13 protein-coding genes are annotated in these 16,119 nt (G+C 39.9%); 1 reads left to right on the top strand and 12 read right to left on the bottom strand.

What is annotated here, in order from left to right:
* Positions 1-31: 31 nt before the first annotated feature.
* Positions 32-1,279 carry a glutamate-5-semialdehyde dehydrogenase gene (locus I6F53_RS03475; RefSeq protein WP_197238494.1) on the bottom strand — a complete coding sequence of 416 codons (1,248 nt, stop codon included), beginning with the start codon at positions 1,277-1,279 and terminating at the stop codon, positions 32-34.
* Positions 1,276-2,382 carry a glutamate 5-kinase gene (gene proB / locus I6F53_RS03470; protein ID WP_166420417.1) on the bottom strand — a complete coding sequence of 369 codons (1,107 nt, stop codon included), beginning with the start codon at positions 2,380-2,382 and terminating at the stop codon, positions 1,276-1,278. The genes I6F53_RS03475 and proB overlap by 4 nt, the downstream gene beginning before the upstream one ends.
* A gap of 871 nt (positions 2,383-3,253) precedes the next feature.
* Between proB and I6F53_RS03465 the strand changes: the two genes are divergently transcribed.
* Positions 3,254-5,101, top strand: a complete 1,848-nt coding sequence (locus I6F53_RS03465; protein ID WP_197238493.1) for a cation:proton antiporter — start codon at positions 3,254-3,256, stop codon at positions 5,099-5,101.
* A gap of 70 nt (positions 5,102-5,171) precedes the next feature.
* Here the strand turns inward: I6F53_RS03465 and I6F53_RS03460 are convergent, their stop codons facing one another.
* The 10 genes from I6F53_RS03460 to tsaE all read right to left on the bottom strand — a co-directional run bounded on the left by I6F53_RS03460 (position 5,172) and on the right by tsaE (position 15,899).
* Positions 5,172-5,810 (bottom strand): tetratricopeptide repeat protein, encoded by a 639-nt coding sequence (locus I6F53_RS03460; RefSeq protein WP_197238492.1) that lies wholly within the window; start codon positions 5,808-5,810, stop codon positions 5,172-5,174.
* Positions 5,811-5,920: 110 nt separating this feature from the next.
* Positions 5,921-7,234 carry an adenylosuccinate synthase gene (locus I6F53_RS03455; protein WP_024600222.1) on the bottom strand — a complete coding sequence of 438 codons (1,314 nt, stop codon included), beginning with the start codon at positions 7,232-7,234 and terminating at the stop codon, positions 5,921-5,923.
* A 214-nt stretch (positions 7,235-7,448) separates the two neighbouring features.
* Complete coding sequence (gene hflC / locus I6F53_RS03450) at positions 7,449-8,327, bottom strand: protease modulator HflC (protein ID WP_197181492.1); 879 nt, start codon at positions 8,325-8,327, stop codon at positions 7,449-7,451.
* A gap of 5 nt (positions 8,328-8,332) precedes the next feature.
* On the bottom strand, positions 8,333-9,502 hold the full coding sequence (gene hflK, locus I6F53_RS03445; RefSeq protein ID WP_166420414.1) for an FtsH protease activity modulator HflK: 1,170 nt from the start codon (positions 9,500-9,502) through the stop codon (positions 8,333-8,335).
* A 100-nt stretch (positions 9,503-9,602) separates the two neighbouring features.
* Positions 9,603-10,892, bottom strand: a complete 1,290-nt coding sequence (gene hflX, locus I6F53_RS03440) for a ribosome rescue GTPase HflX (RefSeq protein WP_197238491.1) — start codon at positions 10,890-10,892, stop codon at positions 9,603-9,605.
* A 15-nt stretch (positions 10,893-10,907) separates the two neighbouring features.
* Positions 10,908-11,171, bottom strand: coding sequence for an RNA chaperone Hfq (hfq, locus tag I6F53_RS03435; RefSeq protein WP_024597268.1), 264 nt, complete (start codon positions 11,169-11,171; stop codon positions 10,908-10,910).
* An 81-nt stretch (positions 11,172-11,252) separates the two neighbouring features.
* Positions 11,253-12,170 carry a tRNA (adenosine(37)-N6)-dimethylallyltransferase MiaA gene (gene miaA, locus I6F53_RS03430; protein ID WP_197238489.1) on the bottom strand — a complete coding sequence of 306 codons (918 nt, stop codon included), beginning with the start codon at positions 12,168-12,170 and terminating at the stop codon, positions 11,253-11,255.
* Between the two features lie 10 nt (positions 12,171-12,180).
* Positions 12,181-14,028 (bottom strand): DNA mismatch repair endonuclease MutL, encoded by a 1,848-nt coding sequence (gene mutL, locus I6F53_RS03425; protein WP_197238488.1) that lies wholly within the window; start codon positions 14,026-14,028, stop codon positions 12,181-12,183.
* A gap of 32 nt (positions 14,029-14,060) precedes the next feature.
* Complete coding sequence (locus I6F53_RS03420; protein WP_197238486.1) at positions 14,061-15,404, bottom strand: N-acetylmuramoyl-L-alanine amidase; 1,344 nt, start codon at positions 15,402-15,404, stop codon at positions 14,061-14,063.
* A gap of 27 nt (positions 15,405-15,431) precedes the next feature.
* Positions 15,432-15,899 (bottom strand): tRNA (adenosine(37)-N6)-threonylcarbamoyltransferase complex ATPase subunit type 1 TsaE, encoded by a 468-nt coding sequence (tsaE, locus tag I6F53_RS03415; RefSeq protein WP_197238485.1) that lies wholly within the window; start codon positions 15,897-15,899, stop codon positions 15,432-15,434.
* Between the last annotated feature and the right edge of the window lie 220 nt (positions 15,900-16,119).

Here is a 16,119-nt window from a genome sequence, read left to right as displayed (position 1 = left end):
TCGGCTTTTTAATAAAATTAAGCTTTAGCGGTTACTCGCGAACTTGGCCTTCACCATTCACTAAGTACTTCTCAGTAGTTAGTGACTCAAGCCCCATAGGGCCGTATGCATGAAGCTTAGAAGTTGCTATACCAATCTCTGCACCTAACCCTAGTTGTGAGCCATCTGAAAAGCGAGATGATGTGTTAACCATCACTACAGATGCATCAACACTGCGTTGGAACAACTCTGCAGCAGCTTCGTTTTTGGTACAAATTACTTCTGTGTGGTTTGATCCAAACTGTGCGATATGTTCAACCGCTGCCGTAAAGCTTGGAACTACGCGAATAGCGATTTCTAGGTCTAGGTATTCTTCACCAAATTCGTTATCGGCTAACACAGTTGCATTATCAAAGTATTTAGCTGCAAAGCTGTCAGCATTTATTTTTACACCTTCTTGGCGTAATACAACTGCGCACAGATTTAAAAACTCATCTGCAACATCTTGATGAACTACTAAGCCCTCAAGTGCATTACAAACACCCGTACGTTGCGTTTTACCGTTAAGTAGTAAGTTAAGCGCAATTTCTAGGTCTGCATCTTTATCTACATATAGATGACAAACGCCTTTGTAATGCTGAATTACTGGGATCGTGCTGTTTTCAGTAACAAAGTTAATTAAGCCTTCACCGCCACGTGGAATTATTAAGTCAATGCTTTCACGTTGCTGCATTAATTCCATTAATAGTGCACGATCTGGATCTGGAATCACTGAAATAAGTGATACTGGTAAGTTATGTTTTTCAAGTACGCTGTGCATTACACTTGCGATAGCTTGCGAACTTTTAAGTGCTTCTTTACCGCCACGTAAAATTACGCCATTACCTGATTTAAAACATAATGCGCCAGCGTCTGCTGTTACATTTGGGCGGGCTTCGTAAATCATACATACAACGCCAAGAGGTACGCGCATTTTACGAATTTTAATGCCATTTGGACGTTCTGTAATATCACGTAGCTGACCAACAGGATCGTCCAGGCTTACGATTACTTCAATACCTTCTGCCATTGCTTCAATACGCTCAGCGTTTAGAGTTAAGCGGTCGATCATTGAGGCTGCTAAGTTATTGTCGCGTGCTGCGCTTAGGTCACTTTCGTTTTCTTTGATTATAAATGCTTTTTGCTCTCTTAGTGCCGCTGCCATTTCAACTAATACTTGGTTTTTAGTCTCGGTATCGAGTAAAGCAAGTGTATGTGCAGCTTTTGCTGCCTGACGTGAAATGTCCGTAATTAAACTCATGACTTCTCCAATAATGCGATATGTTTTTCAGATATAACTGGTCCAATTGAATCCTGCATTTTTTCGCTGAATTCACTCTGTTCGTTGTCTGCAATAAAGTTTAACAAACAGCTACTATAATTTGCGGTCGCTTTCGCCAAACGCGTACCGTCTTCACTACGTACTAAAATGGTATCACCAACAGCAAATTCACCATGAACTTCCATGATTTCATCACCACGAATACATCCGCTTTCACCTTCTAGCGATTCGTCAAATGATCCATCAACAACAACTTCGCCTTGCTCGTTCGCTGTGTGTGTCATCCAGTGTACAGAATCTTGCATTGGTTTTTCGTACGGTAAAAATACGCTGCCAGGGTTTTCTCCAGCTAGCAGCTTTGTAAATGTTTCTTCTTTAAAGCCGTTTATAATATAAGTCGCTATACCATGTGACGTTGCTTTTTCGGCTGCTTCTATTTTAGTTTTCATGCCACCAGTGCCAACAGCACTTGTTGCACATCCTGCCATAGCATAAATAGATTCATCAATTGATTTTATTTCAGGCAGTAACACGGCATCGTCGTGCAAATTAGGATTTTTATCATAAAGTCCATCAACATCCGAAAATATTAATAACGCATCAGCATCTGCTGCTGCTGCAACCATTGCTGATAAGTTATCGTTGTCACCTACTCGCAGCTCGTCAGTGGTGACGGCATCATTTTCATTAATGATAGGGAGTACACCATGCTCAAGTAAAGTGAATACGGTTTCGCGAATACTTTGGTAACGCTCACGGTCACGTAAATCGCCGTGCGTTAATAATAACTGCGCAGAAGGAAAGTCAAAAAAGCGGTCCCACATGGCAATCATTTCTGTTTGGCCTGCTGCCGCCATTGCTTTTTTCATTACCACAGATCGAGGTTTGTCTGATGGGAATAAATGCGCGCCAGCCGCTACTGAACCAGATGATACTAAAATCACCTCTATCCCGCGGGCACGACAACGAACAATGAACTGTGCGATGGTTAATATGTAACGCGAACGGCAGCCATCTTGATCTGGTGCAATTAATGCACTACCTACTTTAAGTACGATACGTCGCCAATTTAACTTTTGCATAAATGCTCAACTTTCCATTTTATCTGCGCTCGCCTTAATTAGACGAGCTAAAACTAAGTAGCTAGGTTTAAAACATAGCTTCGAATTTTTCTTTTCATTTAGGCAACACTTTTTTACACACACGCGAAAACCATATCTAAAACGAGAGGCTTAGATTTAAGGTTAAGTACAAAGTAGTAACAACCCAATAATATTGAGCAGCACTAATCAAAAAATTTAAAAGTGTTGTTTATGCATCGCTGTAAAAAGCTGTGTGTGGCTTTTTTATTAACAACATACATAGAGCCTCTAAAGTCTGATACACCAACAGATAGGGTGAAGACCAAAGGACCGAGATTTAACCGCCACGATGGGGGGCTAAATATTGAAAGTAATAGTTCAACTCAAACCTTTATTTACTTAAATAATTAAATAAACTTGTTTGGCAAAACAATACCAAGAATTCGGTAAATGATATTTTGTAATGTTCAAATACTAGCAACATCACTAATGCATGATTATAAAGATTAAAAATGACGTTAAGATTAACAAGCCTGTATTATCTTTAATAAACTTCATTAGATGACTAATTATTAGAACACGAAGTATAATACACTAAATACCCCTTTAAAATCAAGGTTAAAATTCGAACTAAGCTAATACGAAACACTGATACCCTTTATATTGTTATTAAAATTCAATAAATTAAACAATTAATACACTTTAAAATAAGATGACTAAGTTCTCGCTAAATAATTTAAGCCTACTAATCTTTTATAAGCAGCTAAAATTGATTAGTAATATTTGAATTTCCCGTGTATACCCCTGTATTAATAATTAACAAAAGTTATACTTTCTAAACAAACCGTCATCAATAAGGAATTCTTAATCTATGTCAGCAATTTACATAGCCGGTATCGCACTTTGCTCTGTGCTTGCCCAATGGGTAGCGTGGGCTTTTAGAGTACCCGCTATTCTTTTTTTATTGCTTACTGGTCTTCTACTTGGACCATTTAGTGGTGTACTAGATCCTGATGCACTTTTAGGTGATTTACTATTTCCAGTAGTATCACTGAGCGTTGCAGTCATTTTATTTGAAGGTTCACTCACTCTGCATTTCAGAGAACTGAAAGGAATTGGGAAAGTTGTAAGAAACCTTTGCTCCATCGGTATGCTTACTACCTGTATTATTATTAGCTTAAGCGCCTACTGGTTACTTGAGCTAAATTGGCGTGTTGCTGCGGTTTTAGGTGCAGTGCTTGTTGTAACAGGCCCCACCGTTATAGCACCGTTATTAAACTCAATGCGCCCAACACAAGACATAGACCGCATTCTTCGCTGGGAAGGTATTGTAATAGACCCTATTGGCGCATTATTTGCCGTATTAGTATTTGAAGCTGTAATGCTTGTAGGCCAAGGCGAAGTATTTAGCCACACCATAATTGCTTTAGTTAAAACACTTGGCGTTGGTTTAAGTATTGGTGTTGCAGCTGGCTGGATCACAACGCTACTAATGCGCCGAGAGTGGTTACCATTTGAGTTACATAAGTTTGGTATTTTAGCTTTAGTACTTATTAGTTTTTCTGTATCAAACTACTTAAGCCATGAATCAGGTCTATTAGCAGTGACTGTATTTGGTATTTGGCTTGCGAACCAAGACGATTTAGAAATAGATTCTGTACTTGAGTTCAAAGAAGACTTGTCGATGATATTAATATCAACGCTGTTTATTTTACTTGCAGCACGCTTACAGCTCTCTGATTTAATGATGCTCGATAGCGATGTATTTATATTTTTAGCCATAGTACTTTTTATTGCACGCCCACTGTGTATAGCAATTTCGACCTTTGGCACAGACCTACCAATGAAGTCTCGTTTGGTACTCGCCTGGATAGCGCCTCGAGGAATTGTTGCTGCAGCTGTTGGGTCGGTATTTGCATTAAGCATGATGGAAGCAGGTGTTGCCGATGCTGAAAAAATGGTGCCACTAATATTTACAGTGATCATCATTACAGTTGTACTACAAAGCTTAACAGCCATTCCTGTTGCAAAGCTATTAGGTGTACGCCAGCCATCTCCAAACACTATATTAATTATTGGTGCAAACCATGTATCACGTGCAATTGGGCGTGGCTTACAAGAGCAAAATATTCCGGTTCACCTTTCAGACCCAGCATGGGAAAACTGTAGAATGGCGCGCATGGATGGCTTAGCTTGTTATTATGGTAATCCGCAATCAGAACATGCTGAACGCTATTTACCGTTAACCACTATTCGTAGTGTATTAGCCCTATCGCCAAATCGTCACCATAATGCGCTAGGCGTTCAATACTTTTCGCATTTACTTAATGAAAAAAATGTATTTTCACTTCGTTCATCAACGTCCCATGCAAAAGCAAATAAAGACAGCGCAACGTTTTTATCAAGACAAATACTGTTTGGAGACGAAGGATCGTATGCACGTTTAAGCAGCATTATTGCCAAAGGCGGTAAGGTCAGTTCAACACGTATCTCTGATGAATTCACCTGGGAGCAATATCTAGAAATGAATCCTGAGGCTATCCCTTTGTTTATTCTTAAGGGTGATAAAGACAGCGACGATGATACGCCAGTTAAGTTAAGGCCTTTTACAATCAACATGGAAAAGCCGCCGCAAGAAGGTGAGCGTATTGTTGCATTACAGCCACCTAAAATGTCGGTTTTAAAAGACCCGCAAACAAAGGCTAAAGAAGAAACTTAAATACTTTTACTACCTGTAAAAACACAAAAACCCTAGCTTATAAAGTTAGGGTTTTGTTTTTTAAGAGGCATTAAATTGGAAGCCGGGCGCGAGCAACCACACTATCAGGCATTTTTTGCGCTAACTTTGTCAGCGCTCGCTCAATTTTTTTATGAGTCGCTTTATCTGCCACCATAGAGTTAAATAGCCAACGGTAGGCATCTTCAAAATCACGTGGGCTTCCAAAACCGTCATTAAATAGTTTCACTAAACGCAGTTGTGCCTTTAAATTTCCTTGCGACGAGGCTTCACGCAAATATGTAATTGCCATCGCTTTATCTTGTTGAACTAAACGCCCGGTGTCGTAGTAACGTCCTAACTGCTCTAGCGCTGCCGCTAAGCCTTGCTCAGCCGCTTTTCGCATGTAATACACACCTAACTCGACATTACGATCCACGCACACGTTATAAGCCAGCATATCGCCGTATAAAAATTGATAAGACGGCAATGCCATTTTATTGGCTCGTGCTTCTATATCTTGCACTAACTGGCAATCATCTGCCTTTACACGCGCTAAATGTGTATTTTTATTTATTAACGCAATTAGCTCAGATTCAGTGTACAGCGGCACTGCAGCTGGGCTTTCTGTAGCTAAGCTATTGGTTGATATAAATAAAGACAACGAAATTAACGAAAGCCTTAATACGCAATTACGAGAAAATAAACGCATGCTCACCACTTATAAAAATAAACTTATTAAAAGATATACAAAGATCGTTCCAAGGTGAATTTTAGACACAAAAAAAGCTGCACTAGGCAGCTTTTTTTATCTAATAGTAATTACGCAAACGGGTTGCGAAGTACCATCGTTTCTACGCGGTCAGGACCTGTAGAAATAATATCAATTGGAACACCCGTAATTTCTTCAATACGCTTGATGTAGTCAATCGCAGCTTTTGGTAAACCGTCAAGACTCGTTACACCAACAGTGTTTTCTGACCAACCTGGCATTTCTTCGTATACTGGTGTTACTTTATCGTAACCTTCAGCTGCTAATGGCGTTATGTTAGTAACAGTACCATCTTCAAGCTTGTAACCAGTACAGATTTTAAGTGTTTCTAAGCCATCTAAAACATCAAGCTTAGTTAAACAAAAACCTGAAATACTGTTGATTTGAACTGCACGGCGCATAGCCACTGCATCTAACCAACCAGTACGACGAAGTCGACCTGTTGTTGCGCCAAATTCATGACCTTTATCACCTAGGTGCTTACCAACCGGATCTTGTTTTTCAAGACCATCGTAAAGCTCTGTAGGGAAAGGACCTGAACCAACACGTGTAGTGTACGCTTTAATAATACCTAAAACGTAATCAAGGTTTAGTGGACCAAAACCAGCACCAGTCGCAACGCCACCAGCTGTAGTATTTGAAGATGTTACATAAGGGTAAGTACCGTGATCGATATCAAGTAATGTACCTTGTGCACCTTCAAATAAAATGTTTTCGCCTGCTAAACGCGTTTGATCTAAAAGCTCAGTTACATCTACAACCATTGCTTTTAAGATATCTGCAACAGCCATTGCATCATCAAACGTTTTTTGGAAATCTACAGCATCTACTTTGTAGTAGTTAACTAAAGTGAAGTTATGGTATTCAAGAACTTCTTTTAATTTAGCTGCAAAAACTTCAGGATTAAATAAATCACCTACGCGTAAACCACGGCGCGCCACTTTATCTTCGTACGCTGGACCAATACCACGGCCAGTTGTACCAATTGGCTTATCGCCACGAGCAGTTTCGCGGGCTACATCTAATGCAACATGGAAAGGCAAGATTAGCGGACATGCTTCACTTATTAAAAGACGCTCACGTACAGGTACGCCGCGTTCTTCAAGCATGCCAATTTCTCTCATTAGCGCTTCTGGAGATAAAACTACACCATTACCAATCACACATTTAACATTGTCACGTAATACACCCGATGGAATAAGGTGTAGAACCGTCTTTTCACCTTCGATAACTAAAGTATGACCCGCATTGTGGCCACCTTGATAACGAACTACTAAAGATGCTTTGTCTGTAAGGAGATCAACTACCTTACCCTTTCCTTCGTCACCCCATTGGGTGCCTAATACAACAACGTTTTTGCCCATCGTAAATTCACTTAGAGAAAATTAGGACGAGATTTTACCAGAAAACTAAAGTAAAGATCACCCCTGTTCAGCTTATTTTTTCTGCTCGCAACTGTTCTACCTAAATATCAGCTAATAACCACATAAATAACAGTGATTTAAAGCACTAGATTACATTTAACAAAAAGCCCCGCAAATGCGAGGCTTTTTAACTTTTAAATAATTAAGGTGAAGCTTATTGAGCTTTAGCACCTTTCATATATTGGAAGAAGTCGCTATCTGGTGAAAGTACCATAACGTCTTGCTTATTTTTAAAAGTCTTTTTGTAAGCTTCAAGCGAACGTACAAAACTAAAGAACTCAGGGTCCTTGTTATACGCATTGGCATAAATACCTGCGGCATCAGCATCACCTTGACCACGTACAGAACGCGCATTACGCTCTGCATCGGCAAGCATTACTGTTACACGACGGTCAACACCCGCACGAATAGTCTCGGCTTTTTCCTGACCTTCAGAACGATGCTCTTTTGCAACAGCAGTACGCTCAGCGCGCATACGTTGGTAAATAGAGCTACTTACTTCTTGTGGTAGGTTAATTTGCTTAACACGTACGTCTAACACTTCAATTCCTAGCTCACGCGCGCTTTCAGAAGCTTGTACTAACGCTTCTTCCATTAACTCGCTACGCTCACCTGATACAATTTCGCGAATTGTACGTGTACCAAAGTTTGTACGAAGACCATTGTTTACTTTTTGCTTAAGTAGCGTTTCAGCATATTGCTTATCACCACGGGCACGTAAGTAAAAAGCACTAAAGTCGTTAACGCGCCATTTTACAAACGAATCAACTATTAAGTCTTTTTTCTCACTAGTAACAAAGCGGTCTGGTGCACCATCTAGCGTTTGAATACGTGCATCAATGCGACGCACTTGGCTAAAAAATGGCACCTTAAATTGCAGGCCTGGACCATATACAATCGCTTTATCGTCGCTATCTTTTTGTACTTTACTGAATAACATTACAATTGCTTTTTGTCCTTCAGGTACAACAAATACCGACGAGAAAGACATAACAATGGCAGCTAATAGTATTACTAAACTAAAGTTTTTCATTATGATTATCTCCCATCATTAAAGCGGTCGTTGTTAAAGCGGTCATTACCACTGTTAACAGAGCTATTGCGTGACGTATTTACCTTATTACGTAAATCTTGAATATCACTTGAGCTTGGAAGTGCAACGCGTGTTGCTGTCCCTTGCTTATCCATGATCTTATCAAGTGGTAAATAAATCATGTTATTACCGCCTTTCACATCAACCAGTACTTTAGAGCTGCTACCTAACACTTCTTCCATTGCATCAATGTATAAGCGCTCACGAGTAACTTCTTTAGCTGCTTGATATTCAGGTAATAGCTTTTCAAAACGAGCTACTTCACCTTGTGCTTCTAATGTAATACGTTCTTGGTAACCTTCAGCTTCTTGAGTCATACGTGTTACTTGACCACGAGCACGCGGTTCAATTTCACGAGCATATGCTTCTGCTTCACGGATAAAACGTTCTTCATCTTCTTGTGCAGCAATCGCATCATCAAATGCATCTTTAACTTCAGTTGGCGGACGAGAATCTTTAAAGTTCACGTCAGTCACAATTAAGCCTAAGTTATATGGTTCGATGATCTTATTAAGCTCATCCCATGTATTTTGACGAACAACCTCACGGCCATTAGTTAATACTTGGTCCATTTTTGCATGGCCCACAACGTAACGTAGTGCACTATCTAGTGCTTCTTCTAAGCTACTATCAGCGTTAGTTACGCTAAATTGATAAAGATATGGGTCAATAACACGGTATTGCACCTGAAACTCAACGCTCACTACGTTTTCGTCTTCAGTAAGCATAAAACCAGAAGCCGATAATGAACGAACTGCTTCAATATCTACTGGGATTACCGTTTCAATAAACGTCATTTTCCAACGCAGACCAGGATCAGCAATTCGGTCATATTTACCAAATTGAAGAACCACACCACGCTCGGCTTCTTTAACCGTATAAATACCACTTAACGCCCATACAATAACGGCGATAATAAGTATGAATGAAATACCGGCTCCGCCAAGTCCACCGCCGCTACCATTGCCGGATTTTTTCCCGCCAAATAAGCCGCCGAACTTGTTACTAAACTTGCGGAACACCTCGTCTAAATCAGGTGGGCCTTGATCACGTCCGCCTTTATTATTCCACGGATCTTTGTCATTGCCATTATTACCCGGTTCATTCCAGGCCATAGCTATACTCCATTGTTATCTAAATAAATTAGGAAATTGTGTTAAATCTAACAAATCTACCGCGTTTCTCATACAAAAACCGACATTAAAACGTCAATTTTTAATTACGGTTGATAAAACCAGCAATTTCAGGACCAAATTCTTTAATTAAACGATTCCACTCAACCATTGGCATTCTAACATCTAACAGCCAATTACCTTGCTCATCAAATCGCTCTTCATGTACTGCATTTAAACTAAACAATGCAGCTCTTAGGCGGCCATACAATGGCGTAAGAAATAATGTTTCGTTAAACATCTTCTTAGCAAGTAGCTCACTAATAGCCTCGCTAAGTAGTTCACACCCTTCACCAGTCTGAGCGCTAAGCCATACTCTTATAGGTTGGCCTTCGTCATCTCGATCAATACGTGGACTTACATTATCCAGCGCATCAATTTTATTATAAATTAATAACTGTGGTACTTCATCGGCTTCAATTTCTTTAAGCACCGATTGTACTTGTTCAATATTTTCTTGAAGACGAGAGTCTGCTGCATCAATTACATGCAACTGTAAATCAGCTTCACGGGTTTCTGTTAGTGTAGCTTTAAAAGCAGCAACTAAGTCATGCGGTAAATGACGAATAAAGCCCACTGTATCAGCCAAAATAACAGGACCAACATCACCTAACTCAAGCTTACGTAAAGTAGGGTCAAGCGTTGCAAACAACTGATCGGCTGCGTATACATCTGAGTTTGTAATTCGATTAAATAATGTAGATTTACCCGCATTGGTATAGCCAACTAACGATACCGTAGGTATTTCGTTACGTGTACGAGCTCGCCTACCTTGTTCGCGCTGCACCGCTACTTTAGCTAAACGCGCACGGATATTTTGAATACGAGCACGAAGTAATCGTCTGTCCGTTTCAAGTTGGGTTTCACCAGGTCCACGTAAACCAATCCCGCCTTTTTGGCGTTCCAGATGGGTCCAGCCTCGAATTAATCGAGTCGACATATGGCGAAGTTGTGCCAGTTCAACTTGCAGCTTACCCTCATGGGTGCGTGCACGTTGGGCAAAAATATCAAGAATTAGTGTCGTTCTATCAAGCACACGACACTGACAAACACGCTCTAAATTACGCTCTTGTGATGGTCTGAGTTGATGATTAAAAATTACGACATCTGCATTGTGGATTTTAACAATCTCAGCTATTTCTTCTGCTTTACCGGTACCGACGAATAGTTTCGGATGTGGTGCTTGACGGCTGCCTTGCACAACCGCCAAACTACTAACACCAGCAGAAGATACCAACATTTCTAATTCATGAAGATCTTCACGATCTCCTTCCTTAGGCAAGTCGATATGAACTAAAATTGCATGTTCGCCGGATTCATAGCGGTCAAACAAACATTATGCTCCTAATTAAAAGTTTCCAGCTTCTGCCTCTTCAGTGTCTTCACTCCCTTGAACTGCTTGGAAGTTAACTGCGCGAGCAGGGACAACTGTTGAAATTGCATGCTTATAAACCATTTGATTTACTGTGTTCTCTAGTAAAATAACAAATTGGTCAAATGACTGAATTTTGCCTTGTAATTTTATGCCATTTACCAAAAAGATTGATACTGGAATGCGCTCACGACGTAGTGCATTCAAAAATGGGTCTTGTAACGATTGGCCTTTTGCCATGTTATTATTCCTTCGTTCTAGGTGTTATTATAATTAAGTGGCTGAACTTATTTAATTAAACTAAATAATATTCAACTACTACTAGCTTAGCGAACTTACTACACGATGCAAGTTTTCTTCGTCACCCGTTGTTAACCAAGTAACATCAGGCCAACTACGAAGCCACGTTAACTGACGTTTTGCCAATTGACGGGTTGCTGCGATGCCACGAAAAACCATTTCATCATGGTTTGTTTCACCCGCAAGGTAATCCCACATTTGTCTATAACCAACACAACGAATAGAAGGCATATTGGGGTGTAAATCCTTACGTAGATATAGGGTCGAAACTTCATTTTCAAACCCCTGATCAATCATTATTTTAAACCTTTCTTCAATTCGGCGGTGTAATTCGCTGCGTTCTTGCGGTGCAATCGCAAATTGATGAAAAGTATAAGGTAAAGCCGGCTGTTTTTGCTTTTGCAACTCAGTCATGGTCTTACCAGTTAACTTGTAAACCTCTAAAGCTCGATTAATTCTTTGTGAATCATTTTCACTTATTTTTTCGGCTGCTTTTGGGTCAACTTTAGCTAATTCTTTATATAAATGAGGCCAGCCAAATTCTTCAGCTTGCGCTTCTAGTTCTGCTCTTATCGCTGTATCTGCTTCAGGTAATGGTGATAAACCTTCAATTAAAGATTTGAAGTACAACATTGTACCTCCAACCAGTACGGGTACTTTACCTTGTCTATGAAATTCGTCAATTTTTTGTACTGCATCGCGCCTAAAATCAGCCACTGAATATGTTTCACTCGGGTCAAGTAAGTCAATCAGATGATGTGGAGCTTTAGCTAGTTCTTCGGCATCGGGTTTTGCAGTACCAATGTTCATATCTTTATACACTAACGCTGAATCAACGCTGATTATTTCTGTATTTAAATGCTCGCACAGTAAGATTGCCAATGCTGTTTTACCCGCAGCAGTTGGACCCATTAAAAATATGACTGGTAAATTACTCAACACTGATACCTTAATCTAATTGCGTTAAATAGTGATTTAGCTCTATTTTAACTGCTTTTGCGCGCAAGCGTTCAATAGTTTGCGGATTATTTTGTAAGCGCGTTTGTTGCGCTAAAAACACATTACTTAAATAAAACCGGGTCGGGACACAGTTCATTTGCCACTCTAACCAATTTTCTATATTTGCAAGCTGTGCTTTACATGCATTAAGTAGCTCACCTACCGCTACACTTACATCAAGTAAATATAAACACGTTGGTAATTTTTTAATCATTACAAACTGTTTTTCTATTACCAGTTCAAAACCAAGTAAGGTAAACCACGATTGTTGGGCTTCTATAAGCAAGCAATCTTCTTTTTCTAGATTTACTCGTACAGGTAACAAAAGAGCTTTCCCTTCTAAACTGCCAAACTCTTTAATTTGATTATGCCAGTCATCAACTAATGCATATTTAAAATGTGAGCAATACAATTGCTGCTCTTCACTAAATACACACATACCTTCACTAACACTAATAATAGAAACAGCCTGTAAAACATTCCTAGCAGGCTCTACCTCGTTTTGTGTTGCTGGTAAATTTGTTACATTGTCAAAATGCGCAGCGTGTTGCTCACTGACACCTTGATAGAAAGCATTTACATCATGGTGACTTGTATTTGGTGTAGCCCGATATCCCCCATTACCTCCACCCGTTCTAGTGCCTGATGATGAGCTACCAGCACTTCCAGAATAAGAGGGCTGTAATTGCGATTTAGGATAATCAAACACGGCTTCGCTCTGAATATTATTAGCAGTGCTATGCGTTGTTCCCATGAACGCTGGCACGGACTCAGTTTCTGTGTTCACAGGTTCGTTACTAAATTCGCCTTGCAGTGGTACTACTACCTGCTTAATGGCTTGCAATATAAAATCATGAATTAAGCGCCCTTGATGAAAGCGCACTTCATGCTTAGCAGGGTGAACATTTACGTCAACCTGTCGTGGGTCTATATCAATATAAATGACAAAACCGGGTAATTCTTGTGTTCCGCTTACTTCTTCAAATGCCTGGCGTATAGCATGCAAAATAAGCTTATCGCGCATCATACGATTATTAACATAAGTATACTGAGTCGTATTAGCTGAACCTACAGGTAGCACCCAACCATGCAGCTGTAAGCCACCCTCTCCTGATTGAATATGCAAACCTTGCTCAGCAAAAGCCTTACCTGCAACTTGTGCTACGCGTGTAATAGCCTGCGAGGGATCTATTTTAGCACGATACTGCCTTACTACTTTTTCGTTGTGAGTTAGTGTAATAGAGACATCAAAGCGACTAAGCGCAATACGCTTTATCAACTCATCAATATGGCTAAATTCAGTTTTTTCGGTACGCAAGAATTTACGCCGTGCGGGGGTGTTAAAAAATAAATCTTTTACTTCAATGGTTGTGCCATCAGGGTGCGCTACTGGCTTTACTTGCACGGCCATATCGCGACCTTCTGCAAATGCTTGCCAAGCAGCTTCTTGATCTTTTGGTTTTGAGCTCAGCGTTAAACGCGATACAGAGCTAATTGACGCAAGCGCTTCGCCTCTAAAACCAAGTGAACAAATATTTTCGAGATCATCAAGCGACTTTAATTTACTGGTAGCATGGCGAGAAAGTGCAAGCGTTAGCTCATCTTTACTTATCCCTGAGCCGTTGTCGCGAATACGAATAAGCTTATGACCACCACGCTCTATATCTATTTGAATACGTGTAGCACCAGCATCTAAACTGTTTTCGACCAACTCTTTTACTACCGACGCAGGACGCTCTACCACTTCGCCTGCGGCAATTTGGTTAGCTAAACGCGCGGGTAATATTTCAATATTCATTAATTTCCTAACAGATATATTTTAGTGATGATTTAGCTTTGCGGTATATCGAGCTCTTGCCCAATAAATAAAGTATTAGAGCTAAGCTTATTAACTTGTTTTAATTTAGTGACCGTAATGCCATAGCGACTCGCCAACATACTTAAAGACTCACCCGGGCGGACTTTATGTTTTGTTGGGTATTGCGATTTTAATTTGGCAAATAAAGAATCATCGGGTGGATTTTTTAAATAATAATTTTTAATTGAAGTAAATATAGCTTTAGCCAAACGCTCTTGATGATTAGCGCTTTTAAGTAGCTTTTCCTCACGCGGGTTAGATATAAACCCTGTTTCTACTAAAATAGACGGAATATCTGGTGATTTAAGTACAGCTAGACTCGCATGTTGCGGATCTTTTTTATGCAGCTTTGCCACTTTACGTAGCTCTTTAACCACTTCGTCGGCTACATTTAAGCCGGTTTTCATAGAGTGGTCCATCGACATATCAAGCAGTGCTTGCGCCAAATATTTTTCGTTAGCGGCATCTTTCATTACGTCGGCAGCACCACCTAAAAGCTCAGAGTGCTTTTCCTTATCTTCTATCCATTTACCTATTTCTGAATTAGCACGCCTTAATGACAAAACCCAAACAGAAGCACCATTTGGCCCAGGGCTTGTAAATGCATCCGCGTGGATAGAAACAAAAAAGTCAGCCTTTTTCTCACGAGCTCGATTAGTACGGGTATTTAGTTTTACAAAATAGTCACCGCTTCGTACCATACGCGAAATCATTCCGCGCTCACCATCAATCATACGCTCTAAACGTTTTGCAATTTGCAGTGTTACCGTTTTTTCGTACGTACCAGAGGGCCCAATTGAACCGGGATCTTCACCGCCATGACCCGCATCAATTGCAATAACAATATCGCGTTCTTGGCTTAGTTGGCGGTTTTTGGCTGCAGTTTGAGTAGGAGAGGTAACTACAGCAGCTTGGCTTTTATTGTATAAATCAACAACGAGTCTATTTTTATAAGGACCTGTAGGTGCTAAAGCAAATACAACGGGCTTTACTGGCGTACTTAACTCAAACACTAAGCGTACGCTTTGTTTATTTTTAGGTTTCGAGTAACGTAATTTACTTACTATTTGATGTTTTGGTGGCACACCAGGTAGTATTTTTAACTCGCTGGTATTTTCTAAGTCAATCACCAAGCGGCTAGGATTTTTAAGCATAAAATAGCTAAAGTCGGGCTTATCATTCAAATCAAACACTACACGCGTACTATCTGGGGATGGCCAAACACGTGCACTATTGATTGTATTTTTAGCCCACAGCGGCAAGCTTATGGTAATAACCATAAGGTAAATAAAGAGTTTAACTACACCTCGGCTCATTTGATAATTACTGCCTTAACTATATTATTATTTGTTATTTAGTTTTTCGACAATTGCTACACCGCGCTCACTAGCACTATTAATAACAATTTTACGCTCGTTACCCATATAGCTTAGAGTAATATCTAAATCAGGCACAGGAATAAATTCGCCACCCTTTTCTGGCCATTCAACAACACAAATTGCATCTGGTGAAAAATAATCACGTATTCCCATGTATTCAAGTTCTTCAGGATCACCTAAGCGGTACAAATCAAAGTGATAAACATTTGCGCGTTCGAGTTCATAAGGTTCTACAAGTGTATATGTTGGACTTTTAACCTTACCTGTATGGCCAAAACCTTGCACTACTCCTCGAGTAAACGTTGTTTTACCCGCACCCAAATCACCATGCAAATAAATCACCGCACCTTGTTCAATAATATCAGCAACACGGTTACCCATTGAGACCGTGGCTACTTCATCAGTTAAATGAAATTCAAAACTACGCGTCATTACTACCTCAAAAAATCATTCAAAAGCGCATATTTGCTAATCATACCAGAATATTAATTTAAGGCGATAAATTGAGGTTTCAGGCATTAAAAAACCGGATAAACTTATAATCAAAGCAGTATTTGGATATCTATTTTTCGATACTTTGAAACTGTATCATTACAATCTAATAAGGTAAGTGAATTTTTTTGGCTAGAAGACAGTAAAAGGAAAGTAACAC

It is taken from the genome of Pseudoalteromonas sp. SWN29 (assembly GCF_015864465.1).
Lineage (GTDB): Bacteria > Pseudomonadota > Gammaproteobacteria > Enterobacterales > Alteromonadaceae > Pseudoalteromonas.
This window is presented reverse-complemented; position numbering and strand designations above follow the sequence as displayed.

Bases quoted from the DNA above. Each gene is read 5' to 3' on its own strand.
- I6F53_RS03475 (WP_197238494.1), bottom strand. From the start codon at position 1,279: ATGAGTTTAATTACGGACATTTCACGTCAGGCAGCAAAAGCTGCACAT.
- proB (WP_166420417.1), bottom strand. From the start codon at position 2,382: ATGCAAAAGTTAAATTGGCGACGTATCGTACTTAAAGTAGGTAGTGCA.
- I6F53_RS03465 (WP_197238493.1), top strand. From the start codon at position 3,254: ATGTCAGCAATTTACATAGCCGGTATCGCACTTTGCTCTGTGCTTGCC.
- I6F53_RS03460 (WP_197238492.1), bottom strand. From the start codon at position 5,810: ATGCGTTTATTTTCTCGTAATTGCGTATTAAGGCTTTCGTTAATTTCG.
- I6F53_RS03455 (WP_024600222.1), bottom strand. From the start codon at position 7,234: ATGGGCAAAAACGTTGTTGTATTAGGCACCCAATGGGGTGACGAAGGA.
- hflC (WP_197181492.1), bottom strand. From the start codon at position 8,327: ATGAAAAACTTTAGTTTAGTAATACTATTAGCTGCCATTGTTATGTCT.
- hflK (WP_166420414.1), bottom strand. From the start codon at position 9,502: ATGGCCTGGAATGAACCGGGTAATAATGGCAATGACAAAGATCCGTGG.
- hfq (WP_024597268.1), bottom strand. From the start codon at position 11,171: ATGGCAAAAGGCCAATCGTTACAAGACCCATTTTTGAATGCACTACGT.
- mutL (WP_197238488.1), bottom strand. From the start codon at position 14,028: ATGAATATTGAAATATTACCCGCGCGTTTAGCTAACCAAATTGCCGCA.
- I6F53_RS03420 (WP_197238486.1), bottom strand. From the start codon at position 15,404: ATGAGCCGAGGTGTAGTTAAACTCTTTATTTACCTTATGGTTATTACC.
- tsaE (WP_197238485.1), bottom strand. From the start codon at position 15,899: ATGACGCGTAGTTTTGAATTTCATTTAACTGATGAAGTAGCCACGGTC.